This window comes from Achromobacter sp. Marseille-Q4962 (assembly GCF_943737005.1).
Classification (GTDB): domain Bacteria; phylum Pseudomonadota; class Gammaproteobacteria; order Burkholderiales; family Burkholderiaceae_B; genus Achromobacter.
This window is the reverse complement of record NZ_CALSFU010000011.1, coordinates 24,643-49,729: the sequence shown is the minus strand read 5'-3', so window position 1 is coordinate 49,729 and position 25,087 is coordinate 24,643. Positions and strand designations below refer to the sequence as shown.

The following is a 25,087-nucleotide window of genomic DNA, read 5'->3' as shown; positions in this document are numbered from 1 at the left end:
GGCGGACAGGCGGAAGGACTATGTGGACGATTTTAGCCTCCCGCCATGGTGGGCTATAGTCGCGGACGAATGTCCCCTATTCACAGGTTGCGCGAATGCTCGAATTCTTCAATATGGTGCTCCACATCGACCAGACGCTGGGCGTGTGGGTCCAGCAGTACGGCGTGTGGGTGTACCTGGTGCTGTTCCTGATCGTGTTCGCGGAAACCGGGCTGGTGGTGCTGCCGTTCCTGCCGGGCGATTCGCTGCTCTTCATCGCAGGCGCGTTCGGCGCCTCCGGCAGCCTGGACCCCGTCCTGCTGAGCGTGCTGCTCATCGTGGCCGCGGTTACCGGCAATTCGGTGAACTACGCCATCGGCCGGTACATCGGGCCGCGGGTGTTCTCCATGAACCTGCGTTTCCTCGACCGCAAGGCGCTCATGCGCACGCATGCCTTCTATGAAAAGCACGGCGGCAAGACCATCGTCATGTCGCGCTTCATTCCGGTGGTGCGCACCTTCGCGCCGTTCGTGGCCGGCGTGGCCGAAATGCCGCTGGGGCGGTTCCAGCTTTTCAATATCGGCGGCGCGGTGCTGTGGGTGGCGGGCCTGGTGGCGGCCGGCTATTTCTTCGGCAACATCCCGCTGGTGCGCGAGCACCTGAACACCATCGTGCTCATCGGCCTGGCCGCGGCCATCGTGCCGGTGGCGCTGGCGGGGATGGTCAAGCTGCTGCGCGGCGCCCGGCGCGCCTGACCGGCCAGGCGCGCCGGGCCGCGGGCTCAACCCGCGGCGTCGGCGATCCGCGCCAGCGGCGGATTGGCGGTGAAGTACCGCTGGATGCCCGTCATCATGGCCTGGGCCAGCTTCTCCTGGTGAGAGGTGCTGCGCAGCAGCGCCTCTTCCTGCGGATTGCTGATGAAGGCGGTTTCCACCAGGATGGAAGGAATGTCCGGCGCCTTGAGCACCGCGAAACCGGCCTGCTCCACGCTGTTCTTGTGCAGGCGGTTGATCTTCTTGATTTCGTCCAGGAAGGCGCTGCCCACCTTGAGCGAATCGTTGATCTGCGCGGTGGTGGAGAGGTCCAGCAGCACCTTGGCGACCTGGCGGTCGTGGCTGCCGAGGTTCACGCCGCCGATCAGGTCGGCCGCGTTTTCCTTGTCGGCCATCCAGCGCGCCTGCGCGCTGGAGGCGCCCCGCTGCGACAGCGCGAACACCGACGAGCCGTTGGCCGAGGGCTTGATCCACGCGTCCGCGTGGATGGAAATGAAAAGATCCGCCCGCACGCGCCTGGCCTTCTGCACGCGCACGTGCAGCGGCACGAAGTAGTCGTCGTCGCGCGTCAGATAGGCCCGCATGTCGGGCTGGCTGTCGATGAGGCTTTTCAGCCGCCGCGCGATGCGCAGCACCACGTCTTTCTCGCGCAGGCCGCTGTTGCCGATGGCGCCCGGGTCTTCGCCGCCGTGGCCGGGATCGAGCGCGATGGTCAGCATGCGGCGCTTGCGGCCCGCCGTGGACGGGGCCGAGGGCTTGGGCGGCGTGGGCAGCGCCGGCGCGGGCTGCTGGCCCCGCGCCAGCGGCGGCTCGGGCGCGTCCTGCCGGGTGACCGGATTGCGCTGGATGTCTTCGAGGATGCGCGCCAGCGGATCGTCCACGTCGGGGCCGCTCTGCTTGTTGAGGATGGCCACCAGCGGGTCTTGCGCGATCTTGGGATAGAGATCCAGCACCAGGCGGTACTGGTAGTCGGCCACCGGCTTCAGGGTGAACACCTGCGGCGCCACCGCCTGCTTCAGGTCGAACACCATGCGCACGACGTTGGGCCGGTTCTGCGCCACGCGCAGGCTCTGGATGTAGGGATCGTCGGGGCGGACCTTGGAAACCAGGTCGTTGAGCGCGGGGCTGAGGGTCAGTCCCTCGATGTCCACCACCAGCCGGTGGGGGTTTTCGAGCGTGAAGTGCTCGGCCTTGAGCTCGCTGTCCAGTTCGAGCGTGACCCGGGTGTACTCGTCGGCCGGCCAGGTGCGCACGGCCAGGATGGTGGCGGCCTGGGCCAGCCGGGGGATGACGGGGAGGACGAGCAGCGTGGCGGCGACGCTGATCAGGCGGCGCCGGGTGGCGCCTTCCGAGGGGAGGGCGCCGCCAGGGGCGGGGGGACAATCGCGTTCAACCATGTTTGTCCTCGGGGAGTGTAGGCGCTGAGGGTGGCGTCGCGTCCCTGGCCCGCATAGGCCAGGGAAATCAGCAGGTCGGGAGGGGGCAAGAGGCCCTCGGCCCGTTCCGGCCATTCGATCAAAACGACTGCGTCGTCACGCAGCAAATCCCGGAATCCTGCGTCCAGCCATTCGCGCGAATCACTAAATCTATAAAAATCAAAGTGATAGAAGTATAAGTTAGAAACTTTATAGGATTCAAGCAGCGCGTAGCTCGGACTCTTGATCCGGCCCGCAATGCCGCAAGCACGCAACAACGCCCGGGTAAAGGCGGTTTTTCCCGCGCCGAGGTCGCCCCGGAGGTGGATGTGTCCCCCGGCGGGGCCGTGCTGGCCGCTGACCAGGGGGGCAAGCCGCCGGGCGAGATCCTCGGTGGCGGTTTCATCGGGCAGGTGCAGGGTGGCGCTGCGTAAGGGAGCGGACATGGCGCGGGGCGAGTGGTAAAAGAGAAAGCGAGACAGGCACGAGGCCCGGCCGGACGCGATCGGCGTACGCCATTATAGGAATGCGGGTTTCTGCTAATCTATGATTGATTGTTATTCTCAATAAGCTGCCGCACCGGGCGCGCTGCGCATCCGGCCGGCCGCCGTTACGGAGCCGCACGCGCATGAAGACCCGCATCGAAAAAGATACTTTCGGCCCCATCGAGGTCCCGCAGGATCACCTGTGGGGCGCCCAGACCCAGCGTTCGCTGCACTTTTTCGCCATTTCCACCGAGAAGATGCCGGCTCCGCTGGTGGAGGCGATGGCGCGGCTCAAGCGCGCCGCCGCCAAGGTGAATGCCGAACTGGGCGAGCTCGACCCCAAGATCGCCGACGCCATCGTGAAGGCGGCCGACGAGGTCATCGCCGGCAAGTGGCCGGACGAGTTTCCGCTGTCGGTCTGGCAGACCGGGTCGGGCACGCAGAGCAACATGAACATGAACGAGGTGCTGGCCAACCGCGCCTCGGAACTGCTGGGTGGCGAGCGCGGCGAGGCCCGCAAGGTCCATCCGAACGACCACGTCAACCGCGGGCAGTCTTCCAACGATACCTTCCCCACCGCCATGCACGTGGCCGCCGCCGTGCAGGTCGAGCACCACCTGCTGCCGGCCCTGAAGGCGCTGCGCGCCACGCTGGCGGCCAAGAGCGCCGAATTCTACGACATCGTCAAGATCGGCCGCACGCACCTGCAGGACGCCACGCCGCTGACGCTGGGCCAGGAGATCTCCGGCTACGTGGCGCAGCTCGACCTGGCCGAGCAGCAGATCCGCGCCACCCTGCCGGGCCTGCACCAGCTCGCCATCGGCGGCACCGCCGTAGGCACGGGTCTGAACGCCCATCCGCAGTTCAGCGCCAAGGTGGCGGCCGAACTCGCGCACAGCACCGAGACTGCCTTCGTCTCGGCGCCCAACAAGTTCCAGGCGCTGGCTTCGCACGAGGGCCTGCTGTTCGCGCACGGCGCGCTCAAGTCGCTGGCCGCCGGACTCATGAAAATCGCCAATGACGTGCGCTGGCTCGCCAGCGGCCCGCGCTCGGGCCTGGGCGAGATCAGCATTCCCGAGAACGAGCCGGGCAGCTCCATCATGCCGGGCAAGGTCAATCCCACGCAGTGCGAGGCCATCACCATGCTGGCCGCGCAGGTCATGGGCAACGACGTGGCCATCAACATCGGCGGCGCCAGCGGCAACTTCGAGCTCAACGTCTACAAGCCGCTCATCATCCACAACTTCCTGCAATCGGCGCGCCTGCTGACCGACGGCATGGCCAGCTTCAACCAACACTGCGCGGCCGGCATCCAGCCCAACCGCGAGCGCATCGCCGAGCTGGTGGACCGCTCGCTCATGCTCGTGACGGCGCTCAACCCGCACATCGGCTACGACAAGGCCGCGCAGATCGCCAAGAAGGCGCACAAGGAAGGCCTGTCGCTCAAGGAGTCGGCGCTGGCGCTGGGCTTCCTGACCGAGGCGGAATTCGCGCAGTGGGTCGTGCCGGCCGACATGACCAACGCCCGCAAGCCGGGCTGAGGGCGTTCCGGGCGGCGGGGGCGTTCAGGCGCCCGCCGCCAGCAGCCAGAGCGGAATGGTCAGCGCCGAGAACAGGGTTCCCAGCGAGATCAGCACCGCCACCATCCGGCCGTCGCCGCCCATGCGCATCGCCAGCACGTAGGCGGCCGAGGCGGTGGGCAGGGCGGCGAAGAGCAGCAGCATGCGCGACTCCAGGGACGCCAGCCCCAGCAGGCGCGCCACGGCCAGCGCCACGAGCGGCAGCGCCAGCAGCTTCACGGCCAGCATCCAGGCGATCAGCCTGCCATGGCCCTTTCCTCCTTCCCACGACAGGCTCGCGCCCACGCAGATGATGCCCAGCGCGATGGCGGCCGCGCCCAGCCGGCCCAGCACGGTGTCGATGGGCGCGGGCAGGTGCAGCCCGGCCAGGTTGCAGGCCAGGCCGGCCAGGGTGGAAACCAGGAGCGGATTGCGCGCCAGCTCGCGCAGCAGGCTGCCGCCGTTGTGGCGGGCCAGCCCGTAGACCGCGGCCAGGTTCGCCATGGGCACGGCAAAGCCCACGATCAGCGCCATCACGGTCTGGCCCTGCGTGCCGCCGAGGCTGGCCGCCAGCGCCAGGCCGATGTACGTGTTGAAGCGGTAGCCGCATTGCGCCGACGAGGCCAGGCCGATCGGCGCGGGGCGCAGCACCGGCCCCGCCAGCCAGGCCAGCGCCACGCCCGACCAGATGACCGCCGCCGTGGCCTGCAGCAGCAGGGCGGCGTTGCCGGCCGAGATCGGCGTGCGCAGGATGGACTGAAAGAGCAGCGCGGGAAACAGCACGAAATACACCAGCCGTTCCATGCCGGCGAAGAATTCCCGCGAGAATCCGAGTTTGTGGCGCAGCGACCAGCCCAGGGCGACGAGCAGAAAATCAGGGAAAACCAGGAGTGCGACCGACATGGATCCGTTGTCTTGGCGAGGGGCGCGCGGCCGGCTGGCGGCCTATGCGAGTGTAAGCATTTGCTGCTATTCTCCGTCATTCTGGCGGGCGCGTCTGCCACAAGCAACTCGAAAACAGCCTGGCGGTCCCTGCCATGCGCAAAAGCGCCCGCGCCGTTATCTGCATATCCGTCCACAGGCGGATGCAACACACGACGGTCCCGTCCCGCACGGGTTCGCAACTAGGAGGAAGCACACCAATGATCAAAATCCGCTCCCTGGCCGCGGCTATCGCGCTGGCCACCGGCGCCGCCAGCCTGCTGGGCGCCACGGCCGCTCACGCCGCCGACAAGTACCCGAGCAAGCCCATCCGCGTCATCGTGCCGTTCGCGCCGGGCGGCTCCACCGACATCATCGCGCGCCTGGTCACGCAGCGCATGAGCCAGGAGCTGGGCCAGCCCATGGTCGTGGAGAACAAGGGCGGCGCGGGCGGCGCCATCGGCGCTGCCGAAGCCGCGCGCGCCGACGCCGACGGCTATACGCTGTCTATCGCCACGGTGTCCACCATGGCCGTGAACCCGGCCTGCCGCCCCAACGACCTGCCCTACGATCCCATCAAGGACTTCCAGCCGGTCACCAACTTCGCGAACACCGCCAACGTGGTGGCCGTGAATCCCAAGTTCCCCGCCAAGGACTTCAAGGGCTTCCTCGAAGAGCTCAAGAAGAACCCGGGCAAGTACTCGTACGGCAGCTCGGGCACCTGCGGCGTGCTGCACCTGATGGGCGAATCGTTCAAGATGGCCACCGGCACCGACATCGTGCACGTGCCCTATAAGGGTTCGGGCCCGGCCGTGGCCGACGCCGTGGGCGGCCAGATCGAAATCCTGTTCGACAACCTGCCCTCGTCGATGCCGCAGATCCAGGCCGGCAAGCTGCGCGCCATGGCCATCGCCTGGCCCCAGCGCATCGATTCCATCAAGGACGTGCCCACCTTCAAGGAAGCCGGCTATCCGGTGCTGAACCAGCCGGTGTGGTATGGCCTGCTGGCCCCCAAGGGCACGCCCATGGAAGTCGTGAACAAGCTGCGCGACGCCGCCGTGGTCGCCCTGAAGGACCCCAAGGTCATCAAGGCGCTCGACGAGCAGGGCTCGGCGCCCTCGGGCAACACGCCGGAAGAGTTCGCCAAGGAAATCAAGGAACAGTACGACTGGGCCAAGGACGTGGTGAAGAAGCAGAACATCAAGCTCGATTGATGACGCTTCCCGCCTGACGGCTCCGGACCCGCCCGCGTGGCGGGTCTTTTTTCGGGGGCGCCTATGCGCCCATCACCTCGGCCAACCGCGCCTCGCAGGCCGAGCGCAGGCGTTCGATGAGCTCGCGGTGCAGGCCGGACAGGGGATCCTGGTTGCGCACCATGATGCTGATGGGCACGCGCAGCGCCGGATCCAGGCGGCGCAGGCCCATGCCGGGCCGCAGCATGGCCTGGGCGGTGATGGCGTCCACGATGGCGTCGCCGCAGCCCGCGTCCACCAGCGCGCAGGCCACGTAATGCGTCTGCACCCGGATGGCGGCCTGCGGGTCCAGGCCCTGGGCGTCGAGCGCCATCTGCAGCAGCGCGCCGGAGGCGTCGCGCGCGTCCAGCAGGATCAGCGTGGCCGAGTGCGGCAAGTCCTGCAGGCGCAGCGGGCCCGCGTCCGTCTGGCGGCTCAGGTGCACGAGCTCGGTGTGGCCCAGCCCGATGCGGGTCAGGCCGGCGTAGTCGTTGCTGTCGAACGTGATGGCGAGGTCGAGCTCGCGCGTGAGCAGCCCCTGCACCAGCTCCGCGCTGTGATGGGTGTGGATGTCGAAGGTGATGCCTGGCTGCGCGTCGCGGCTGGCGCGCACTACCTCCGGCAGCAGCCCCAGGCCGAGCGCCGGCGCGCAGCCCAGGCGCAGGTGGCCGTTGGGGCTGTCGCGCAGGCTGGCGGCCAGCCTGCGCACGCTGCTCAGGTCCTGGTGCAGCCGGGCCACTTCGGGCGACAGGATTTCCGCCTCGCGCGTGGCCACCAGGCGCCCCTTCACGCGCTCGAACAGCTTGAATCCGAGCTGGGCCTCGGCATGGGCCAGCAGCTTGCTGGCGGCGGGCTGCGAAATGTGCAGGGCGGCGGCCGCCTCGGTCAGCGAGCCGGTGCGGCGGATCGCTTCGAAGATCTCGATGTGGCGCAGGCGCATGGGCTGGACTCGGTACGGAAGTGAAACGGCGATTTTAGGATCAATGTCAGGCGGGGGCGGGCGCTCTTGACTATGATGGCCGCTTGCCGCAATGCCCGAGGGAGACTGTCATGCGTGTCCGCCAAGCCGCCGCCGCGGCCCTGCTTTGCCTGTCCATGCTGCCCGCGGCGCAGGCCCGCGGCCCGGTCGCCGCCGAAGACCGCAATCCCGAGGCGGCCACCGGGCTGGCCGAGCGCCCGCTCGTGCGCGCGCCGCATTTCATGATGGTGTCCGCCAATCCCCATGCCTCGGCCGCGGGCCGGGAGATGCTGCGCAAGGGCGGCAGCGCGGTGGACGCCGCCATCGCCGCGCAGCTGGTGCTGAACCTGGTGGAGCCGCAGTCTTCCGGCATAGGCGGCGGCGCGTTCCTGGTGACGTACTCCGCGCGCGACGGCCGCATCGAAACCTACGACGCGCGCGAAACGGCGCCCGCCGCCGCGCGGCCCGACCGTTTCCTGAAAGACGGCAAGCCCATGCCTTTTTCCCAAGCGGTCAATAACGGCATGGCGGTGGCCGTGCCGGGCTTGCTGCGCGGCCTGGAACTGGCCCACCGCGAGCACGGCCGGCTGCCGTGGCGCGAACTGTTCCAGCCCGCCATCCGTCTGGCCGAACGGGGCTTTGCGGTATCGCCGCGCTTGCATGCGCTGCTGGCGGGCAACAAGGCCCTGCGCCGGCAGGAGGCCGCGGCCGCCTACTTCTATGCGCCGGACGGCGCGCCCTGGCCGGTGGGGCATGTGCTGAAGAACCCGGATTTCGCGCGCACGCTGCGCGCAATCGCGGCGCATGGCGCGGACGCGTTCTACACGGGAGACATCGCGCGCGACGTCGTGGCCGCCGTGCATGCGCACCCCAGCCCGGGCGACCTCAGCCTGCAGGATCTGGCCGGCTACCGCGCGCTCAAGCGCGAGCCGGTCTGCGGCGGCTACCGCGGCTACACGCTGTGCGGCATGGGGCCGCCCAGCAGCGGTCCGCTGGCGGTGTTGCAGATCCTGGGCGAACTTGAGCAGTACCCCATGGGCAGCTACCCGCCGGAAAGCCTGGAGGCCGTGCATTACTTCTCGGAGGCGGGCCGGCTGGCGTTCGCCGACCGCGATTTCTACGTGGGCGATCCGGATTTCGTGCGCGTGCCGGTGCGCGCCTTGCTCGATCCCGCCTATCTGCGCGCGCGCGGCGCGCTCATCCGGCCCGACCGCAGCATGAAGGTGGCGCTGCCCGGCGACCCGGAGGGCACGCTGCTGTCGCTGGGCCGGGACGACGCCATCGAGATGCCGTCCACCAGCCATCTGGCCGTGGTGGACGCGCAGGGCAACGCGCTCAGCATGACGACCACCATCGAGAACGAGTTCGGCAGCAAGATCTTCGTGCGCGGATTCCTGCTCAACAACGAGATGACGGATTTCTCCTCGTCGTTCCAAGATCCCGAAGGCCGCCTGGTGGCCAACCGCATCGAGCCCGGCAAGCGGCCGCGCAGCGCCATGTCGCCCATGATCGTACTGCGCGATGGCAAGCCCTACATGGTGGTGGGGTCGCCCGGGGGCAGCGCCATCATCAATTACGTGGCCAAAACGCTGGTCGGCGTGCTCGACTGGGGGCTGGACATCCAGCAGGCCATCTCGCTGCCCAACATGGGCAGCCGCAACAAGGAAACCGAACTCGAAAAAGGCACCCCGCTGGAGGCGCTGGCGCCCGCGCTCGAGCGCATGGGGCATCCGGTGCGCCTCATGGATTTTCCCAGCGGCCTGCACGGCATCGTCATCGACGGCGGGCTGCAGGGCGGCGCCGATCCGCGCCGCGAAGGCCAGGCGCTGGGCGGCTAGGGCGTGTTCACCCTGGCGCCCGGCCCCGCGGTCTTTACTCGAGGTCGGCGGGGTCCAGCTCCATCGAGGCTTCGCGGCGGCGCGCCAGCCAGGTCACGCCCCACATCGCCACGCCCAGCAGCAGCAGCCAGCCGGCCACCTGGTACTGGATGACGTCGCGCCCGGTCAGCGGCGTGACCAGGAACAGGCAGGCCGCCGCGCCCAGCCAGGGCGTGACGCTGTTGATGCGGAAGTGCTCGTGCGGCACCCGCTCGCGGCGCAGCACCAGGACGGCCACGTTGACGAAGGCGAACACGCCCAGCAGTAGCAGCGCGGTGGTGCCGCCCAGGGCGCGGATGGCCTCGGAGTCCGACAGCGACACCAGGACGATCATGCCGAAGGCCAGCGCCGTGGTGAAGAGAATGGCGCTCCAGGGCGTGTGGTTGCGGCGGTGCACGTGGGCCAGGAAGGCGGGCAGCACGCCCTGGCGCGACATGCCATACAGCAGCCGGCTGGCCATCATCATGTTGATGAGGGCGGAGTTGGCCACCGCGAACATGGAGATGATGGGCATGATGTATTCCACCGGCAGGCCGGGCGCGGCGCGCTTGACCACGAGCACCAGCGGCGTGGCGCTCTGCGCCAGCTCGCCCACGGGCACCAGCGCCACGGCGCAGACCGACACCAGCACGTAGATGAGCGCCGTCAGCCCGAGCCCGGTCAGCATGACCTTGGGGAAGATGCGGTGCGGGTCGTGCGTTTCCTCGGCCATGTTGACCGAGTCCTCGAAACCCACCATGGCGAAAAAGGCCAGCGCGGTCGCCGAGGTGACCGCCAGGAACACGCTCTTGTCCTCGGGCGTGTCGAAGGCCACCACGCGCGAGAAATCGGCCTGGCCGCCCGCGATGGCGTAGAAGCCCAGCAGGATGACCATCAGCAGGCCGGAAAGCTCGATGAGGGTGAGCACCACATTGGCGCGCACGCTTTCCGAGGCGCCGCGCAGGTTCACCAGCATGACGAGCAGCATGAAGCCCAGCGCGCCCGCCGTGATCCACCCCTTCTCGGCCTCGATGCCCATGGCCGCGAACAGGTTGGCGGCGAAGGCCTGCGAGGCCGTGGCCGCCGAGGTCAGCCCCGAACACATCACCGTGAAGCACACAATGAAGGTCAGGAAATGCAGGCCGAAGGCCTTGTGCACGTACAGCGCCGCGCCCGCGGCCTTGGGATACTTGGTGACCAGCTCGAGGTAGGACAGCGCGGTCAGCAGCGCCACCGCGAACGCCACCAGAAAGGGCAGCCAGGCGGCGCCGCCGACTTCCTTGGCCACCTGGCCCGTCAGCGCATAGACGCCGGTGCCCAGTATGTCGCCCACGATAAAGAGCAGCAGGAGCTTGGGGCCCATGACCCGCTTGAGCGGCGCGTCGTGCGTTGCCGGGTTCCGGGGGGATGTCTCAGCCATCGTCTCTCCTCTTTCCGCTTGATTGCTGGAACTCGCGCTCGCGTGGCGCATGCGGAAAAGTCTAAGGCGGCCGGCGTGCCGGCGCTGCAAGGCGGTGCAACCAAATGTTGTGCCCCGCGACGGGGGGCGTGTGGTCCGGACTCCGCCCGTGGCTGCCGCGGCACCGGACAACGGGCAAAGAATCTATGGTCAGCCCGATTTTTGCAAGCAAGTTCGTGTTGGCGTAAATTGGGCTTGCTCAAATCTATTCGGAGTCGGTTGGGGACAGGTCCCCCGCTCCATGATGAGAGTGGCGCCCGGCAAACCTCAAAAAAGCCCTCAGCATCTAGGTGCTGGATTCTTTGCCAGGTTTTTTGCCAGGCCGTTGAGCCGTTTATGTCTTCACGTACTCGCGTCGCAAAACCAGGAAGTGACAGCGTAAAACGGTGATGAAGCTCAGGCTGCTGCTACAGCCTGCTGACTTCGGTAGTTCGTTCCGTTGGCGAGGATGGCCCAGGCTATCCTCGCCAATTTATTGGCCAGCGCACAGGCCACCAGGTTCGAGTGGCGCCTTGCCAGCAGCTCGCGCACCCAGATGCCCAGCCGGTCCGTGCGCTGCTCGACGCGTTGCATGATCGCTCGTGCACCCTGCACCAGCAGCCGCTGGCTGCGTTCATCCTCGCGCAGTTGCTGGCACAACTCGCGCTCGATCTGGGCGATTTGCTCGTCCAGATACTTGAAATGGGTTTGCAGCCGTTCAAGCAGTGCCACCAACCGGGGCGGCAGCTCATGCTCGGCCAGCACCGCCGGCAGGCGCCGGATGATTGCCTGGCCACGGGGTAGGCTGATGCCGAACTCCAGCAAAAAGGCGTGAAGCTGGTTGATCACGCCCGTGCGCTCGCGTACCAGCGACTCCCGTACACGGTGCAGCGCCGAGACGGTCTGCTGGGCCTCGTTGCGAACGCTCACGAACCGCATGCTTGGACGCGAGGCGGCTTCGCAGATCGCCTGCGCATCGGCGAAGTCGTTCTTGTTGCCCTGCACAAAGGGGCGCACAAACTGGGGCGAGATCAGCTTGGCCTGGTGACCCAACGTCTCGATGCGGCGCGCCATCCAGTGTGCGCCCGCACAGGCCTCCATCACCACCGTGCTGCGCGGCGTGTTACCGAGCAGCGTGAACAACTGCTGGCGCGAGCACTTCTTGCGAAACACCATCCTGCCGTCCTCATCCTGCCCGTGCAGATGGAAGCTATGCTTGCCCAGATCGATACCAATCAGCGTGACGGTGTTCATGAGAGGTCTCCCAGAAAGAACAATCCCCACTCAGCGTACCGCTTCGTGGGGATCGGGCTGACCATCTCATTAAGCCCGGCGGTTGCCGGGCGGCAGGGCGGCGTCGCGGAACGCGCGTTCAGGTTTCGGCGGGCGGGGCGAGCTCGGGCGGCAGCTTGCGCAGCGTGGCCGGCGTGCGCGAGAGCTTGATGGGCGAGCCCACGCCGCGGTATTCGCCTTGCTCGAGCACCATGCCGCGATGGCGCGTATGCGGGTGGGCGAGCGCCTGGTCCACCGTCTGCACGGCGGCGGCCGGCACGCCGTGGCGCAGCAGCCTGTCGGCCAGCGCGGCGGCCTCGTGCCGCGCAAGCAGCGCGGACAGCTCCGCGCGCAGCGCATCGCGGTTGCGCAGCCGGTCGGCGTTGAAGGCGAAGCGCGGATCGGCCGCCAGCGCCGGCGCCTCCAGCGCCTGCGCCAGCAGCGCGAACTGGCGGTTGTTGCCGACGGCCAGGAAGATCGGGCCGGAGGCGGTGGGCAGGGTTTCGTAAGGCGCGATGTTGGGATGCGCGTTGCCGGTGCGCGCCGGCGTCTTGCCGCTGTAGAAGTAGTTGGCGGCGTGCGGATGCAATAGCGACAGCGCGCAGTCGTAGAGCGTGATGTCCAGGAACTGGCCCAGCCCGCTGCGGTGGCGCTCGTTGAGCGCCAGCAGTACGGCCACGGCGGCGTTCAGCCCGGTGACCATGTCCACCACGGGCAGCCCCACGCGCGTGGCTTCGCCGCCGGCCTCGCCGTTCACGCTCATCAGGCCGCACATGGCCTGCGCGCACGCATCGTAGCCGGGCAGGCCGCCGAGCGGGCCGTCGGCGCCGAAGCCGCTCACGCGGCAATGGACGAGGCGGGGAAACGCCTGGCTCAGCGTGTCGTAGCCCAGGCCCCACTTCTCCAGCGTGCCCGGCTTGAAGTTCTCGACCAGCACGTCGGCCCCGGCCAGCAGCCGGCGCAGCGTTTCCTGCCCTTCGGGGCGGGACAGGTCCAGCGTCATGCCGTCCTTGTTGCGGTTCACGCCGATGAAGTAAGAGGCTGTCTCGCCCAGGAAGGGCGGGCCCCAGCCGCGCGTCTCGTCGCCGCCGGGCGGTTCTATCTTGAGCACATCGGCGCCGTGGTCGGCCAGGATCTGCGTGCAGTACGGCCCGCCCAGCACGCGGGAAAGGTCGATCACTTTGCAGCCGGCCAGCGCGCCGGCATTGGGAAGCTTGGGGGACATGGCGGACGTCCGGTCAGTCGATGGATACGTGGGCGCTCTGAATCACTTCGCGCCACTTGGGAACCTCGGCCTCGATGAAGCGCGCCAGGCCTTGGGGCGTGTGGTCTTCGGCTTCGACGATGCCCTGGCTGTGCAGGGTCTCGCGGATGGCGGGATCGGCCAGCGCGGCGTCGAACGCCTGGTTGAGTTTGGCCACGACATCGGGCGGCGTGTTCTTGGGCGCGACGATGCCGAAGAACACGCTCACGTCGTAGCCCTTGAGGCCCTGCTCCGAAATCGTGGGCAGGTCGGGCAGCGCTTCCGAGCGCTGCGCGCCGGCCAGGCCGATCGCGCGCAGCTTGCCGGCCTTCACATAGGGCAGGGCGGTGAGTATGTCGGTGAACGACATGGACACCTGGCCGCCCAGCAGGTCGTTCAGGGCGGGGCCGGTGCCCTTGTAGGGAATGTGCATGATCTGGGTGCCCGCCATCTGGTTGAACAGAATGCCCGCCAGGTGCGAGGACGCGCCGTTGCCCGAGGAGGCGTAGCTCAGCTTGTCGGGGTTCTGCTTGGCGTAGGCGATGAGTTCCTGCACGTTGCGGGCCGGCACGGAGGGGTGCACCACCAGGATGTTGGGCAGGTGGCCGATGCGGATCACGGGCGCGAAGCTGGTGCGCGGATCGTAGTTCTGGTTCTTGTACAGGCTGACGTTGATGGCCAGCGGGCCGGAGGTGCCGAAGAGAATGGTGTAGCCGTCGGGCTTGGCCGCGGCTACGTATTCGGAGCCGATATTGCCGCCCGCGCCGCTGCGGTTTTCCACCACCACGGTCTGGCCCAGCGGCTGCTTGAGTTTTTCGGCCAGCCGGCGGGCCAGCGCGTCGGTGGGACCGCCGGGCGGGAAGGGAACGACCAGCGAAATGGGCCGCGAGGGGTAGGCGTCGGCGGCGTGGGCGGGGCCGCCCGCGCCCAGCGCGGCGGCGGCCAGCATCAGGGGGGCCAGATAGCGTTTCATGTCTCTCTCCAGTGGAAGACGCGCCGGCTTGTGCCGCCGGCGTCGGGGTTGCCGGCCGCCGAGCCTTCGCCGGCGGCCAGGAAGCTCAGAGGGCGTGGCGCAGGATGTCCCGGCACACGGCGGTTTCGTCGGGAGCCGCGGCGTAGGGATCGCGCGGGGCCAGGCGGTGCAGCAGCACCTGGTCTGCCAGCAGCGCGCGCGTTTCCAGCCCGGAGCTGGCGGCCTCCCAGCGCAGCGCCGCCAGCGAGACGGCGTGGTAGAGCAGCGAGGCCGCCTGCCGGGCGAGCTCGGCGCGGTCGTCCGCGGCCGCGCGGGCGGCGAAGGCGAAGCTCTGCTCCAGCGCCTGGGCCTGGGCGGCGGCCAGCCCGGGCGGGCAGGGCGCGCCCTCGGCCAGCAGCGTGTCGACCAGGCCGCGCAGCGCGGGCAGCGAATTCTCCCGGTTGATGGCGCGCAGCACGTCCAGCGCCACGATGTTGCTGGTGCCTTCCCAGATGGAGCCCAGGTGCGCGTCGCGCACCAGGCGCGGCTCGGTCCATTCCTCGATGTAGCCGCAGCCGCCGCGCACTTCCATCGCGTCGCCCGTGACCTTGCGCGCGTCGCGGCAGGCGCGGAACTTGATGAGCGGGGTGAGGATGCGGGCCAGGCTGGGCGGCGCCTCGCCCTGTTCGGCGGCCGCCAGCGCGCGGGCCGTCTGGAACATGACGCTGCGGGCCTGTTCGGTCCAGACGGTCATCTTGACGAGCTGGCGCTGCATCAGGGGCATGTCGATCAGGCGCTTGCCGAAGGCGCGGCGGTGCTGCGACACGTAGATGGCTTCGGTCAGGGCGCGGCGCATCAGGCCGGCCGCGCGCATGCCGTTGGACAGGCGCGAGTTGTTGATCATGTCGGCCATCTGCTTGAAGCCGCGGCCGCGTTCGCCCACCAGCCAGGCGGTGGCGCCTTCGAGGCGGATCTCGCCGCTGGCCATGGAGCGGGTGCCGAGCTTGTCTTTCAGGCGCAGGATGCGGTAGGCGTTGTGGCTGCCGTCGGCCAGGTCGCGCGGGAGCAGGAAGAGCGACACGCCCTTCAGGCCCGGCTCGGGCTCGCTGCGCGCGAGCACCATGGCGAAGCCGGCGTCGGGGTTGGAGCAGAACCATTTGTCGCCGTACAGCCGCCAGGTGCCGTCGGGCTGGGCCTCGGCGCGCACTTCGGTGGCGCTGACGTCGGAGCCGGCGCCCTGCTCGGTCATGAACATGGCGCCCTGGCGCAGGGTGTCGAAGTCCTGGGACGTGACCTGGGGCAGCACCCGCTCGACCAGGGCCGGATCGCCGTACTTGCGCAGGGTGCGGGCCAGGGAGTCGGTCATGCTGACGGGGCAGCACAGGCCGAACTCGGCCTGCACGAACAGGTGGCTCAGCGCATACTTGGCCGCGGCGGGCATGGGCTCGGGCCAGCCCAGCACGCCGCCGCGGTGCGACAGCGCGGCCAGGCCGAATTCGCCATAGGCCAGCTTTTCCAGCTCGACGTAGGCGGGGTGTTTTTCGATGCGGGACTCGTCGGCCCCGGCGCGGCTGCGCACGGACAGGGTGGGCGGGTTCTTGTCGGCCGTGGCGGCCAGCTCGTCCATCAGGCCGCCCGCCAGCGCGCCCAGGCGGTCCAGGTGCGGCAGCAGGTGCGCGTACAGGTCGGCCGGCAGGTAGCGGCGCGCCAGGGGCCCGGCATACGGGTCGGCGCGGAACAGGTTCAGGCCGCGCGAGTCGGGAATGGGCGTGGCGGCGGCGACTTGGGGGCTGACGAAGGGTTCCATGAGGGGCATCCTGCGCGGGGAGTCGGGAAAGATGCCTTGATGTTGCTCGGGTGTATTGATCTATGCAAATACCGTTTTTGTGTAGAACAATACATAAAAAGTATGAATGGAGTCCGCCATGGACCTGGACCCCCGGCTGCTGCGCTACTTCGTCGCGGTGGCGGAAGAGCGCCATTTCAGCCGCGCCGCCGAACGCCTGCACATTTCGCAGCCGCCGCTCAGCTACGCCATCCGCCAGCTCGAGGAAAACATGGGGGTGCGGCTGCTGGCGCGCACCAGCCGCCACGTGGAGCTGACCGACGCCGGCCAGGTGCTGTATCGCGAGGCGCTGACCCTGCTGCGCCAGGCGGATGAGGTGCGCACGCTGGTGCAGCGGGTGGACGCCGGGCTGCGGGGACGCCTGCGCATCGGGTTCGTGGGCTCCATGCTGTACCGCGGCCTGCCCGCGCTGCTGGCCGACATGCGCGCCGAGCTGCCGGACGTGGAGCACGTGCTCGCGGAGCTGAACTCGCACGACCAGATCCAGGCCGTGCGCCGGGGCGAGCAGGACCTGGGATTCATCCACGCCAATCCGGTGCCGGAGGGGGTGATGGCGCGCGACCTGATTGCCGAGCCTTTCAAGGTCTGCCTGCCGGCCAGCCATCCGCTGGCGGGCCGGCGCCGCCTGCGGCTGGCCGAACTGGCGCACGAGGACTTCATTTTCTTCGCCCGCGCGGCGTCGCCCAGCTATTACGAAACCGTGCTGTCGCTTTGCGTGGGAGCCGGTTTCATGCCCGAAGTGCGCCATGAGGTGCGCCACTGGCTGAGCGTGGCCTCGCTGGTGTCGCAGGGCCTGGGCGTGTCCATCGTGCCGGCCTGCCTGTCGCGCAGCGGGCTGGCCGGCACGAGTTTCATCGACTTCGAACACACCGCGCGTTCCGTGAGCCAGGTCATCTGGCCCGGCGCGGGCGCTTCGCCGCTGCAGGAAAAGGCCATGGCGCTGGTCGCCCGGCATTTCGGCCTGGAGGGCGGCGCGCCGCCCGGCGGGGACCGGGCCTAGCGGAACACCACAGTCTTGTTGCGGTTGAGCAGGATGCGGTGCTCGATGTGGCTGCGCACGGCGCGCGCCAGCACCAGGGATTCCACGTCGCTGCCGACCTGGGTCAGGTCCTGCACCGTCATGTGGTGATCCACGCGCTCGATGTCCTGTTCGATGATGGGGCCCTCGTCGAGGTCGGACGTGACGTAGTGGGCCGTGGCGCCGATGATCTTCACGCCGCGCGCGTGCGCCTGGTGATACGGGCGCGCGCCTTTGAAGCTGGGCAGGAAGCTGTGGTGGATATTGATGGCGCGGCCGGTCAGGGCGCGGCACATCTCCGGCGACAGGATCTGCATGTAGCGCGCCAGCACCACCAGGTCGATGCCCTGCTTTTCCACCAGGTCCAGCACCTGGCGCTCCTGCTCGGCCTTGGTGTCGGGCGTGACGGGCAGGTGGTGGAAGGGAATGTTGTAGGACGCCGCCAGGCTGGCGTAGTCGTTGTGGTTGGAGACGATGGCGGCCACTTCGGCGCGCAGTTGGCCGCTGTGCACGCGGAACAGCAGGTCGTTCAGGCAGTGCCCCTGCCTGCTCACCATGATGAGCAGGCGCGCCTTGCGGCGCGCGTCGTGCAGTTGCAGCGTCATGCCGTATTCGGCGGCCAGGGTGTTCAGCCGCGCGCTCAGGTCGCTGGGCGCCACGGTGACAGGCAGGTCGAAGTGCACGCGCAGGAAGAAACGGCCCGTTTCTTCGTCGCCGAACTGCTGCGAATCCAGGATGTTGCACCCCAATTCGAACAACAGGCCGCTGACGCGGTAGACGATGCCCGTGCGGTCGGGGCAGGACAGGGTCAGGATGTAGTCGTTGTGCTGCATGAGGTTCGGAAAGAGATGGGACAGGAAAAAGGTCAGGCCGCGAGGCGGGCCACGGTTTCTTCGGCCAGCGCCAGGCTGGAGGTGAGCCCCGGCGATTCGATGCCGTAGAGGTTGGCCAGGCCGGGCACGCCGTGGTCGGCCGGGCCCGAAATGACGAAATCGGCGGCCGGTTCGTCCGGGCCGGAAATTTTGGGACGGATGCCGGTATAACCGGGCGCCAGCGCGTGGTCGGGCAGCGCCGGCCAGTAGCTGCGCACGGCGTCGTAGAACACGTCGGCGCGCGACGGGTCCAGCGTGTAGTCCTCGGTTTCGATCCATTCGGTGTCGGGGCCGAACTTGGCCTGGCCGCCCAGGTCGAGCGTGAGGTGCACGCCCAGCCCGGCATGCTGCGGCACCGGGTAGATCAGGCGCGAGAACGGCGCGCGCCCGGACAGCGTGAAGTAGCTGCCCTTGCACAGGTACTCGCGCGGAATGGTTCCGGCCGGCAGGCCCTCGATGCGGCGCGCCAGCGACGGCGCATGCAGGCCCGCCGAATTGATGAGCACGTTGCAGCTCAGCGTCATGGCGTCCGCGCCGCCGAATTGGAGCTGGAATCCGCCCTCCGGCAGCACCCGCGCCGACTCGAGCGGCGTGTGGAACACGCATTGCGCGCCGCCATTCTCGGCGTCGCCCTGGTAGGCCAGCATGAGGGCGTGGCTGTCCACGATGCCGGTGGACGGCGAAACCAGCGCCGCGGTGCAGAAGAGCGCCGGCTCCATGGCCATGGCCTCTTCGCCCGAGATCAGGCGCAGGTCGTCCACGCCGTTGGCGCGGGCGCGCTGGGCAATGCCTTCGAGCTGCGCCGCTTGTTCGGGGCTGGTGGCGACGATGAGCTTGCCCAGCCGTTTGCAGGGCACGCCGCGCTCGGCGCAATAGGCGTACAGCAGGTGCTTGCCGCGCACGCACAGGCGCGCCTTCAGGCTGCCGGCGGGGTAGTAGATGCCGGCGTGGATGACTTCGGAGTTGCGCGAGCTGGTGCCGGTGCCGATGGCCTCGGCGGCCTCGGCGACCAGCACCTCGCGGCCCGACAGGGCGAGCGCGCGCGCAATGGCCAGTCCGACCACGCCCGCGCCGATGACGACGCAATCGATGTCCGCGTTCATGATGATTTCCTTTCGGCCCGCGTGCCGGCCGGCGTCAGGTCGAAGCCGCCCGCGTGGAACACCAGGGGGGGTTCGCCGCTGTGCCCGCAACGCTCGACTTCCCCGACCATGATGAGGTGGTCCCCCTCTTCGTACCGGCTGCGGTTGTGGCATTCGAACCAGGCGGCGCAGTGGGGGTCGAGCATGGGGGTGCCGCCGGGCGCATAGTGTACGGGAAGGCCGGCATAGCGTTCGGGCGTCTTGCCGGTGGCGAAGCGGCGCGCCAGGGCGATCTGCTCGGCGCTCAGCACGTTCACCACGTAGCGCTCGCACTGCTGGAAGGCCGCCAGCGACGAGGAGCCGCGCGACAGGCTCCACAGGATGAGCGGCGGATTCAGCGATACCGAGTTGAACGAGCTGACGGTCAGGCCGATGGGCCGGCCTTCGAGGTCGGCCGTGGTCACGACAGTGACGCCGGTGGCGTAGCGCCCCAGGGCGGTGCGGAAAAAGGCGGAGTCAAAATCGGGGGTCGAGGCTGGCATGCAATATGGATTCCGGCGGGCGCGGCGGGCGCCCGGGGTGGGGGACGCCCGCCGCGGGCGTCCGGCTCAGGGCGACAGGCGTTCGATCTTCCAGCCCTGGCCGTCGGCGGTGTAGCGCAGGCGGTCGTGCAGGCGGGAGGGGCGGCCTTGCCAGAACTCCATGGTGCTCGGCGTGAGGCGGTAGCCGCCCCAATGCGGGGGGCGCGGCGGGTTGTCGCCGAACTGCTCGCGGAATTCCCGCTCGCGGGCTTCGAGTTCTTCGCGGGTAATGGGCTGGCTCTGGCGCGAGGCCCAGGCGCCGATGCGGGAGCCGAGCGGGCGGCTGGCGAAATAGGCGTCCGATTCCTCGGCGGGCACTTTCTCGACCCTGCCCTCGATGCGCACCTGGCGCTCCAGGGGCTGCCAGAAAAACAGCAGGCAGGCGCGCGGCTCGGCCAGCAGGTCCAGCCCCTTGCGCGATTCGTAATTGGTGAAGAAGGTGAAGCCGCGCTCGTCGTAGCCCTTGACCAGCACGATGCGGGCGGTGGGCTGGCCGCTGGCGTCCACCGTGGCCAGGGTCATGGCGTTGGGCTCGGGCACCTTGGCGGCGAGGGCTTCGTCGAACCAGCGCGCAAACTGCGCCATCGGCGAGGCGGCCGCCTCGCTCTCGAGGAGCACGTATTTTTCGTAGCTTTGGCGCAGATCGGATACGGACATGGTTGAGGCTCTGTGCGTTGATGACACAGAGTTTATACCGCTGGCGGCGGGGGCCTCGCATTGACCCCACGCAGCTTCGGCGCGGGCGCCCGGCCGCTCAGGGGTTTTCGGGCAGTTCGTGGCCGTCGGCCTCCAGCCGGCGCGCGATGGCGTCCAGGCGGGCATCGTGGATGCCCGCCGCGCGCAGCGCCTGCGCCGTCTGCACCACGTAGTCGGTGCAGGGGCCGTACCGGCCGCTGGCCCGCCGGACGATGGCCAGCAGTTCGGCCTCGGGCAGCGCGCGGATGTAGGCGGGGTTCTGGCGGTTCATGACGAACACCAGCGCCCGCACCAGGCCGTGGTCGGTGGCGCAGTTGATCCAGCGCGGCAGGTAGGCGCCCGTGGACATCTCGCGCTCCCAGAGCGCGGGAAAATACGCCGGCACCTGCGCGCCCGCCAGGCGGTAGACCACGCCGCGGCAGGAGCCGCCCCGGTCCAGCCCGAACACCAGGCCCGGGCATTCCGGGGTGCCGCGGTTCACGCGCGACCACAGGCAGAGCGCCCGGTGATGCCCGCGCAGCGTGGCCAGCCGGCGCTCCTCGAAGTCGAAATCGGGACGCCAGATCAGCGATCCGTACCCATATACCCAGACGTCCTCGCCTTCCTGCCAGTGCCGCAGCGCGTCTTCCAGCGAGGCTTGTCGTTCTTCGGGGGTCCAGAGGCGGAAGGGCAGGCTGGCGCCCGAGGCGCCGGAGGGCGGAGGGGACTGCGTGTTCACGACGATTTAGGCTTGGTTTCGGTCGGGGGATTGCGGTTGACCCAGCCGCCCGCCATCAGGGCGAGCGAATAGGCCCAGAACAAGGGGGCAACGCCAATTACCGCACCCAGCGCGCCGAAGGTCAATGGCAGGGACACCTGGGAGCCGTTGATGAGCGCCATGCGCAGGCCCACGGCTTCGGCGGCCCGGCCGGGCGGCGAATGCTGGTGCAGCAGCGAGAGCATGCCCGGCTGCGAACACCCCAGCGCCAGCCCGAGCACGAAAGACAGCGCGATCAGGACGGCAACTTCGCTGAAAAGCGGATAAGCCAGGAAATCCACCGCCGCCGTGCCCATGGCCACGCGCACCAGCGTCCAGGACCGCACGCGCCGCTGGATGAAGGGCAATGCCAGCCGGATGACGAAAGTTGCCGCCGCGAAGGAGGCCAGTATCACCCCGATGGTGGTGGCCGACAGGCCGATGGCCACGCCGTAGATCGGCACCACGAAGAGGTGCGTGTCCCAGGCGCCGGAAAGTATGGTGTTGACCATCAGGATGCGGCGCAGCGGCGGCAGGGCCAGCAGTTCGGTGACCCGGCGCCGCTCGGCGGCGCGGGCGCCCGCCAGGTGGGCGTTCACGGCCCGCAGCGGGCCGCGCAGCAGGTACAGCCCGCCGATGGACAGCAGCGGACTGAGCGCGAGCAGGCCGAAAGCCAGCCGCGAGCCCAGGTGGTCGATGGCCAGCCCCGCGATGAGCGGTCCCGAAAAACCCGAAGCCGCCAGCGCCAGCGACATGAAGGAAAAATTGCGCAGCCGCCGCTGCGGCTCGGCGTGACCCAGCAGATCCTGCGTGGCTACCTGGTGCAGCATGAAGCCGATGCCGATGCAGCAGGAGGCCACCAGCAACGCGGCCTGGGTCTGCAGGATGAAGGGCAGCAGCGTGCCGAAGACGACCAATCCCGTCCCGATGGCGAGCGGGCGCACCACGCCCACCCGGTCCACCCAGCGCCCGGCCTTTACCGAGAACAGCATGGGCAACACGGCGAACACGGCCACCAGCGTGCCCACCTTGAACGTGGACAGCCCCATCTGCAGGGCCGTGAGCGACACGGTGATGCGTCCCCCGGTGAGCGCCACGTGGTTCATCATGGCGAGCGCACAGAGCATTGCCGCCCCGGAAAATTCCGGGGCGGCCGATGAGGAAGAGGGAGATGAATGAGAGTCGGACACGGCTTCTGTGGTCATTCTGGGCCGAACGTCGCGCAATGTCGAGGCGGCCCGCGGCACACGGCGGCGCGGCGCGGCGGAATCGGCCGCGGCGAGATAGGCGCGTACTGCGGCAAAGTGACGCAGGGATGAAAGGCGTTGCCGGCACGTTCGCGGCAAGTCATATAGAAGAGTTGCGGGGCGCGGTGGCGTGGCTCCGCAAGCGCCTGTGTCTTTCTTGCAACGGGCGGCTGGCGCGGCCGGCTGCCCTAAAATACGCGCCATGACTCCGCCGCCCGCTTCCGCCGCCTGCATACTGCCGCAGGCCGACATCGACCGCCGCTTCGGGGCGCTGGCCCGCCTGTACGGCCCCGACGCGCCGCGCCGCCTCCAGGCGGCCCATGTGGCGGTGGCCGGGCTGGGCGGCGTGGGCTCCTGGACGGCCGAGGCGCTGGCGCGCTGCGGCGTGGGCGCGCTGACGCTGATCGACCTGGACCACATCGCCGAATCCAACGTCAACCGCCAGATCCACGCGCTCAGCGGCACCCTGGGCCAGTCCAAGGTGGACGCCATGGCCGAGCGCATCCTGGCCATCAATCCGGCCTGCCGGCTGACCCGCGTGGACGACTTCGTGTCGCCCGGCAACGTCGCCGAGGTCCTGCCGGGCCCCTACACCGCCATCGTGGACTGCACCGACCAGGCGGCCGCCAAGATCGCCATGGTGCTGCGCGCGCGCGCGCTGGGCGCGCCCCTGCTGCTTTGCGGGGGCGCCGGCGGCAAGACCGATCCGCTCGCCCTGCGGGCCGGCGACCTGTCGGCCGCCGCCAACGACGCGCTGCTGGCCAAGCTGCGCAACAAGCTGCGGCGCGAGCATGGCTATCCGCGGGCCTCCGACCGGCATGGCAAGGCGCTCAAGCGCGTGCCGCGCATGGGCATCCGCGCGCTGTGGTTCGACCAGCCCGCCATCCTGCCCGACGCCTGGACCCGGCCGTTCGAGGGCGAGGACGACCTCGGCGCGGCGGACCGGCCGGTCGCGCCGCAGGGGCTGTCCTGCGCCGGCTACGGATCGGTGGTGATGGTGACGGCCGCCATGGGCATGGCCGCCGCGAACGAGGCCGTGCGTCTGGCCGTGGGGTGAGGCCGGGCGTGCCGCGCCCGCGCTTCAGTCGTCGCGCAGGGTGACGGGAAACCAGCCGCGCAGCGCATTGGACAGCCGGATCTCGCTGGCTTCGCGCAGGTCGTCGAGGGTCAGCACGCGCTCGGTGGCCTGGCCCCGTTCCAGCAGTTCCTCGCGCTGCACGCCAGGCAGGCAGCCGCTGGCCACGGGCGGCGTGTACCAGTCGCCTCCCAGCAGCAGATAGACGTTGCTGCGGCTGCCTTCGCAGAGCTCGCCGCGTTCGTTCAGGTAGAGCAGGTCGAAAACCCGCGGATGGGCGGGCAGCCATTCGATGGTCTTGGTGTACCAGGGGCGGTAGGTGGTCTTGTACCGCAGCAGGGGTTCGGCCGAATCCAGGGCCTCGGGCGCGAGCATGACTTCCTGCCCGGGCGGCAGGGGCGGCAGCGGGGCCGTCTGGATGTGCCGCGAGCCGTCGCGCGCCACCAGCAGGCGCAGGCGGTGCGGGCCGGGCGTGGTGAGCGACAGCGCCGCCACCATGATGTCCTGCCCGACCTCGGGCCCGCCCCAGTCGTAGTCCAGCGCCTTGCACGAGCGCTCCAGCCGGGCCAGGTGGCGGGCGAGCAGGGGAATGCCGAGATCGGCGTCGACCAGGATGGTTTCGATCAGTTCGGGCTGCATGGCGGTTCCGCGTTTCCAGGCGTATGCCGGTCTATGCTACCCCGTTTGCCGCGGCAGGGCCGGGGGTGCCGGGATCCCGCGAGAGGATGCGCGCCTTCCAGCGGCATTCCTGCCACTCCTGCGCCGGGTCCGAATCCAGCACGATGCCGCCGCCCACGCCGTAGACGCCGTGCCCGCCCGCTTCCAGCACCAGGGTGCGGATGGCCACGTTGAGCGAGAAGTCGCCGTCCGGCGCGAGCCAGCCGATGCTGCCGCAGTACAGGCCGCGCGGCGCGATTTCGAGCTGGCGGATGCGGCGCATGGCGGCCACCTTGGGCGCGCCGGTGATCGAGCCGCAGGGAAACAGTGCGCGCAGCACCTGTTCCAGGGTGGCGCGCGGGGCCTCTGCCGACACGGTGGAGGTCATGGTCCAGACCGTGGGGTAGCGCTCCAGCGTGAACAGCGCGTCCACCCGCACCGATCCCGGCTCGGCCAGCCGGCCCAGGTCATTGCGCAGCAGGTCCACGATCATCAGGTTCTCGGCGCGGTTCTTGGAGCTGGCCAGCAGCTCGCGGCCCAGCCGCTCGTCTTCGGCCGGATCGGCATGGCGCGGCGCGGTGCCTTTCATGGGACGGGTGACGAGCCGGCTGCCCTGGCGCGCCACGAACAGTTCGGGCGAGAACGACAGAATGGCGCGCGCGCCGTCTTCGATATAGGCGGCGTGGGCCACCGGATGGCGGCTGGCGATGCGGCGGTACAGCGCCGCGGGCGATCCGTCGGCGCGCACGTCCAGCGGCTGGGTGTAGTTGAGCTGGTACAGCTCGCCTGCCTCGATCAGCCGGCGCACGGTGTCGATGCGCGCGGCATAGCCGGCCTCGTCCATGCGCGGGCGCGGCGGCTGCGCCGCGGCGGCTTCGTCGCCCGGCTGGGGCGCCCACGGCGCGACGCTTTCCGCGCGCTCGAAGGCGTATGCCCGCAGCCGCGCCCGGCCGTCGTCGCGGGGCGGCGTCCAGGGGCCGTCCGGGGCGGGGCGGACGGTTTCGGGCAGCAGCCATTCGCCCAGTTCGTAGTCCAGGAGCAGGGCGATCCAGCGTCCGCGGCGGCGCTGCGCGTCGATGGCCTCCAGCGCCGGCCCGACTTCGGCGGCCGAGCGCGCCTCGATGGCGGCGCACAGGCCGGCCAGGCGGCGGGCCCGCCCGGCCAGGCGGTCTTCAAAACGGCATTCCATGGCGG

23 protein-coding genes are annotated in these 25,087 nt (G+C 69.2%); 6 read left to right on the top strand and 17 right to left on the bottom strand.

Features of this window, described 5'->3' with window-relative positions:
• The first annotated feature begins 95 nt into the window (after window positions 1-95).
• On the top strand, window positions 96-734 hold the full coding sequence (locus NGJ44_RS11385; RefSeq protein ID WP_082308442.1) for a VTT domain-containing protein: 639 nt from the start codon (window positions 96-98) through the stop codon (window positions 732-734).
• 26 nt (window positions 735-760) lie between these two features.
• On the opposite strand, the gene NGJ44_RS11380 is transcribed toward NGJ44_RS11385, so the two are convergent.
• Complete coding sequence (locus NGJ44_RS11380) at window positions 761-2,149, bottom strand: N-acetylmuramoyl-L-alanine amidase (protein ID WP_251863966.1); 1,389 nt, start codon at window positions 2,147-2,149, stop codon at window positions 761-763.
• Window positions 2,077-2,613, bottom strand: a complete 537-nt coding sequence (gene tsaE, locus NGJ44_RS11375; protein WP_251863965.1) for a tRNA (adenosine(37)-N6)-threonylcarbamoyltransferase complex ATPase subunit type 1 TsaE — start codon at window positions 2,611-2,613, stop codon at window positions 2,077-2,079. Before tsaE ends, NGJ44_RS11380 begins: the two co-directional genes overlap by 73 nt.
• Window positions 2,614-2,795: 182 nt before the next feature.
• Here tsaE and fumC point away from each other — a divergent pair, with 182 nt between their 5' ends.
• Entirely contained in the window at window positions 2,796-4,193 is a 1,398-nt protein-coding gene (gene fumC / locus NGJ44_RS11370; protein ID WP_053245804.1) for a class II fumarate hydratase, read from the top strand.
• Window positions 4,194-4,217: 24 nt separating this feature from the next.
• Here the strand turns inward: fumC and NGJ44_RS11365 are convergent, their stop codons facing one another.
• Window positions 4,218-5,114: an AEC family transporter gene (locus NGJ44_RS11365; protein WP_053245805.1), complete on the bottom strand. Its 897-nt coding sequence runs from the start codon at window positions 5,112-5,114 to the stop codon at window positions 4,218-4,220.
• Between the two features lie 239 nt (window positions 5,115-5,353).
• Here NGJ44_RS11365 and NGJ44_RS11360 point away from each other — a divergent pair, with 239 nt between their 5' ends.
• Window positions 5,354-6,346: a tripartite tricarboxylate transporter substrate binding protein BugE gene (locus NGJ44_RS11360; RefSeq protein WP_053245809.1), complete on the top strand. Its 993-nt coding sequence runs from the start codon at window positions 5,354-5,356 to the stop codon at window positions 6,344-6,346.
• A 61-nt stretch (window positions 6,347-6,407) separates the two neighbouring features.
• Here NGJ44_RS11360 and NGJ44_RS11355 read toward each other — a convergent pair whose 3' ends face one another.
• Window positions 6,408-7,304, bottom strand: a complete 897-nt coding sequence (locus NGJ44_RS11355; protein WP_251863964.1) for a LysR family transcriptional regulator — start codon at window positions 7,302-7,304, stop codon at window positions 6,408-6,410.
• Between the two features lie 110 nt (window positions 7,305-7,414).
• On the opposite strand from NGJ44_RS11355, the gene ggt reads away from it, so the two are divergent.
• A complete protein-coding gene (ggt, locus tag NGJ44_RS11350) occupies window positions 7,415-9,160 on the top strand; it encodes a gamma-glutamyltransferase (protein WP_251863963.1) in 1,746 nt (581 codons plus the stop codon).
• A 34-nt stretch (window positions 9,161-9,194) separates the two neighbouring features.
• On the opposite strand, the gene NGJ44_RS11345 is transcribed toward ggt, so the two are convergent.
• The 5 genes from NGJ44_RS11345 to NGJ44_RS11325 form a co-directional block, all read right to left on the bottom strand.
• Window positions 9,195-10,598 carry an APC family permease gene (locus NGJ44_RS11345; RefSeq protein ID WP_251863962.1) on the bottom strand — a complete coding sequence of 468 codons (1,404 nt, stop codon included), beginning with the start codon at window positions 10,596-10,598 and terminating at the stop codon, window positions 9,195-9,197.
• Between the two features lie 435 nt (window positions 10,599-11,033).
• Entirely contained in the window at window positions 11,034-11,870 is an 837-nt protein-coding gene (locus NGJ44_RS11340) for an IS110 family RNA-guided transposase (RefSeq protein ID WP_251863961.1), read from the bottom strand.
• 118 nt (window positions 11,871-11,988) lie between these two features.
• Window positions 11,989-13,113 (bottom strand): CaiB/BaiF CoA transferase family protein, encoded by a 1,125-nt coding sequence (locus tag NGJ44_RS11335; RefSeq protein WP_053245332.1) that lies wholly within the window; start codon window positions 13,111-13,113, stop codon window positions 11,989-11,991.
• A 13-nt stretch (window positions 13,114-13,126) separates the two neighbouring features.
• Window positions 13,127-14,104: a Bug family tripartite tricarboxylate transporter substrate binding protein gene (locus tag NGJ44_RS11330; protein WP_053246255.1), complete on the bottom strand. Its 978-nt coding sequence runs from the start codon at window positions 14,102-14,104 to the stop codon at window positions 13,127-13,129.
• Between the two features lie 85 nt (window positions 14,105-14,189).
• The gene (locus NGJ44_RS11325) at window positions 14,190-15,890 is read right to left on the bottom strand and encodes an acyl-CoA dehydrogenase family protein (protein WP_251863960.1); all 1,701 of its coding nucleotides are present in this window, start codon (window positions 15,888-15,890) and stop codon (window positions 14,190-14,192) included.
• Window positions 15,891-16,008: 118 nt separating this feature from the next.
• On the opposite strand from NGJ44_RS11325, the gene NGJ44_RS11320 reads away from it, so the two are divergent.
• Complete coding sequence (locus tag NGJ44_RS11320; RefSeq protein ID WP_251863959.1) at window positions 16,009-16,929, top strand: LysR substrate-binding domain-containing protein; 921 nt, start codon at window positions 16,009-16,011, stop codon at window positions 16,927-16,929.
• Here the strand turns inward: NGJ44_RS11320 and purU are convergent.
• From purU to NGJ44_RS11290, 6 genes are all read right to left on the bottom strand, one after another.
• Window positions 16,926-17,780 carry a formyltetrahydrofolate deformylase gene (gene purU / locus NGJ44_RS11315; RefSeq protein ID WP_053246256.1) on the bottom strand — a complete coding sequence of 285 codons (855 nt, stop codon included), beginning with the start codon at window positions 17,778-17,780 and terminating at the stop codon, window positions 16,926-16,928. The two genes, NGJ44_RS11320 and purU, sit on opposite strands and share 4 nt — an antisense overlap.
• Before the next feature lie 32 nt (window positions 17,781-17,812).
• Entirely contained in the window at window positions 17,813-18,922 is a 1,110-nt protein-coding gene (gene lhgO / locus NGJ44_RS11310; protein WP_251863958.1) for an L-2-hydroxyglutarate dehydrogenase LghO, read from the bottom strand.
• The gene (locus NGJ44_RS11305) at window positions 18,919-19,443 is read right to left on the bottom strand and encodes a flavin reductase family protein (RefSeq protein WP_053246258.1); all 525 of its coding nucleotides are present in this window, start codon (window positions 19,441-19,443) and stop codon (window positions 18,919-18,921) included. The genes lhgO and NGJ44_RS11305 overlap by 4 nt, the downstream gene beginning before the upstream one ends.
• Window positions 19,444-19,509: 66 nt before the next feature.
• A complete protein-coding gene (gene pdxH / locus NGJ44_RS11300) occupies window positions 19,510-20,139 on the bottom strand; it encodes a pyridoxamine 5'-phosphate oxidase (RefSeq protein WP_251863957.1) in 630 nt (209 codons plus the stop codon).
• A gap of 97 nt (window positions 20,140-20,236) precedes the next feature.
• A complete protein-coding gene (locus NGJ44_RS11295; protein ID WP_251863956.1) occupies window positions 20,237-20,896 on the bottom strand; it encodes a gamma-glutamylcyclotransferase in 660 nt (219 codons plus the stop codon).
• The gene (locus NGJ44_RS11290; protein WP_502802125.1) at window positions 20,893-22,041 is read right to left on the bottom strand and encodes an MFS transporter; all 1,149 of its coding nucleotides are present in this window, start codon (window positions 22,039-22,041) and stop codon (window positions 20,893-20,895) included. The genes NGJ44_RS11295 and NGJ44_RS11290 overlap by 4 nt, the downstream gene beginning before the upstream one ends.
• Window positions 22,042-22,363: 322 nt before the next feature.
• On the opposite strand from NGJ44_RS11290, the gene NGJ44_RS11285 reads away from it, so the two are divergent.
• Window positions 22,364-23,218 carry a tRNA threonylcarbamoyladenosine dehydratase gene (locus NGJ44_RS11285; protein ID WP_251863955.1) on the top strand — a complete coding sequence of 285 codons (855 nt, stop codon included), beginning with the start codon at window positions 22,364-22,366 and terminating at the stop codon, window positions 23,216-23,218.
• Between the two features lie 24 nt (window positions 23,219-23,242).
• Here the strand turns inward: NGJ44_RS11285 and NGJ44_RS11280 are convergent, their stop codons facing one another.
• Window positions 23,243-23,875 carry an aminotransferase class IV family protein gene (locus tag NGJ44_RS11280; RefSeq protein ID WP_053246386.1) on the bottom strand — a complete coding sequence of 211 codons (633 nt, stop codon included), beginning with the start codon at window positions 23,873-23,875 and terminating at the stop codon, window positions 23,243-23,245.
• Window positions 23,876-23,906: 31 nt separating this feature from the next.
• Window positions 23,907-25,082 carry an aminodeoxychorismate synthase component I gene (locus NGJ44_RS11275; protein WP_251863954.1) on the bottom strand — a complete coding sequence of 392 codons (1,176 nt, stop codon included), beginning with the start codon at window positions 25,080-25,082 and terminating at the stop codon, window positions 23,907-23,909.
• Window positions 25,083-25,087 lie beyond the last annotated feature (5 nt).

Coding starts and splice junctions, on each gene's coding strand:
- NGJ44_RS11320 (WP_251863959.1), top strand. CDS start 16,009: ATGGACCTGGACCCCCGGCTGCTGCGCTACTTCGTCGCGGTGGCGGAA.
- NGJ44_RS11275 (WP_251863954.1), bottom strand. CDS start 25,082: ATGGAATGCCGTTTTGAAGACCGCCTGGCCGGGCGGGCCCGCCGCCTG.
- NGJ44_RS11280 (WP_053246386.1), bottom strand. CDS start 23,875: ATGCAGCCCGAACTGATCGAAACCATCCTGGTCGACGCCGATCTCGGC.
- NGJ44_RS11305 (WP_053246258.1), bottom strand. CDS start 19,443: ATGCCAGCCTCGACCCCCGATTTTGACTCCGCCTTTTTCCGCACCGCC.
- NGJ44_RS11335 (WP_053245332.1), bottom strand. CDS start 13,113: ATGTCCCCCAAGCTTCCCAATGCCGGCGCGCTGGCCGGCTGCAAAGTG.
- NGJ44_RS11325 (WP_251863960.1), bottom strand. CDS start 15,890: ATGGAACCCTTCGTCAGCCCCCAAGTCGCCGCCGCCACGCCCATTCCC.
- pdxH (WP_251863957.1), bottom strand. CDS start 20,139: ATGTCCGTATCCGATCTGCGCCAAAGCTACGAAAAATACGTGCTCCTC.
- NGJ44_RS11290 (WP_502802125.1), bottom strand. CDS start 22,041: ATGCTCTGTGCGCTCGCCATGATGAACCACGTGGCGCTCACCGGGGGA.
- NGJ44_RS11285 (WP_251863955.1), top strand. CDS start 22,364: ATGACTCCGCCGCCCGCTTCCGCCGCCTGCATACTGCCGCAGGCCGAC.
- lhgO (WP_251863958.1), bottom strand. CDS start 18,922: ATGAACGCGGACATCGATTGCGTCGTCATCGGCGCGGGCGTGGTCGGA.
- NGJ44_RS11360 (WP_053245809.1), top strand. CDS start 5,354: ATGATCAAAATCCGCTCCCTGGCCGCGGCTATCGCGCTGGCCACCGGC.
- NGJ44_RS11340 (WP_251863961.1), bottom strand. CDS start 11,870: ATGAACACCGTCACGCTGATTGGTATCGATCTGGGCAAGCATAGCTTC.
- NGJ44_RS11365 (WP_053245805.1), bottom strand. CDS start 5,114: ATGTCGGTCGCACTCCTGGTTTTCCCTGATTTTCTGCTCGTCGCCCTG.
- tsaE (WP_251863965.1), bottom strand. CDS start 2,613: ATGTCCGCTCCCTTACGCAGCGCCACCCTGCACCTGCCCGATGAAACC.
- purU (WP_053246256.1), bottom strand. CDS start 17,780: ATGCAGCACAACGACTACATCCTGACCCTGTCCTGCCCCGACCGCACG.
- NGJ44_RS11385 (WP_082308442.1), top strand. CDS start 96: ATGCTCGAATTCTTCAATATGGTGCTCCACATCGACCAGACGCTGGGC.
- NGJ44_RS11345 (WP_251863962.1), bottom strand. CDS start 10,598: ATGGCTGAGACATCCCCCCGGAACCCGGCAACGCACGACGCGCCGCTC.
- NGJ44_RS11380 (WP_251863966.1), bottom strand. CDS start 2,149: ATGGTTGAACGCGATTGTCCCCCCGCCCCTGGCGGCGCCCTCCCCTCG.
- fumC (WP_053245804.1), top strand. CDS start 2,796: ATGAAGACCCGCATCGAAAAAGATACTTTCGGCCCCATCGAGGTCCCG.
- ggt (WP_251863963.1), top strand. CDS start 7,415: ATGCGTGTCCGCCAAGCCGCCGCCGCGGCCCTGCTTTGCCTGTCCATG.
- NGJ44_RS11355 (WP_251863964.1), bottom strand. CDS start 7,304: ATGCGCCTGCGCCACATCGAGATCTTCGAAGCGATCCGCCGCACCGGC.
- NGJ44_RS11330 (WP_053246255.1), bottom strand. CDS start 14,104: ATGAAACGCTATCTGGCCCCCCTGATGCTGGCCGCCGCCGCGCTGGGC.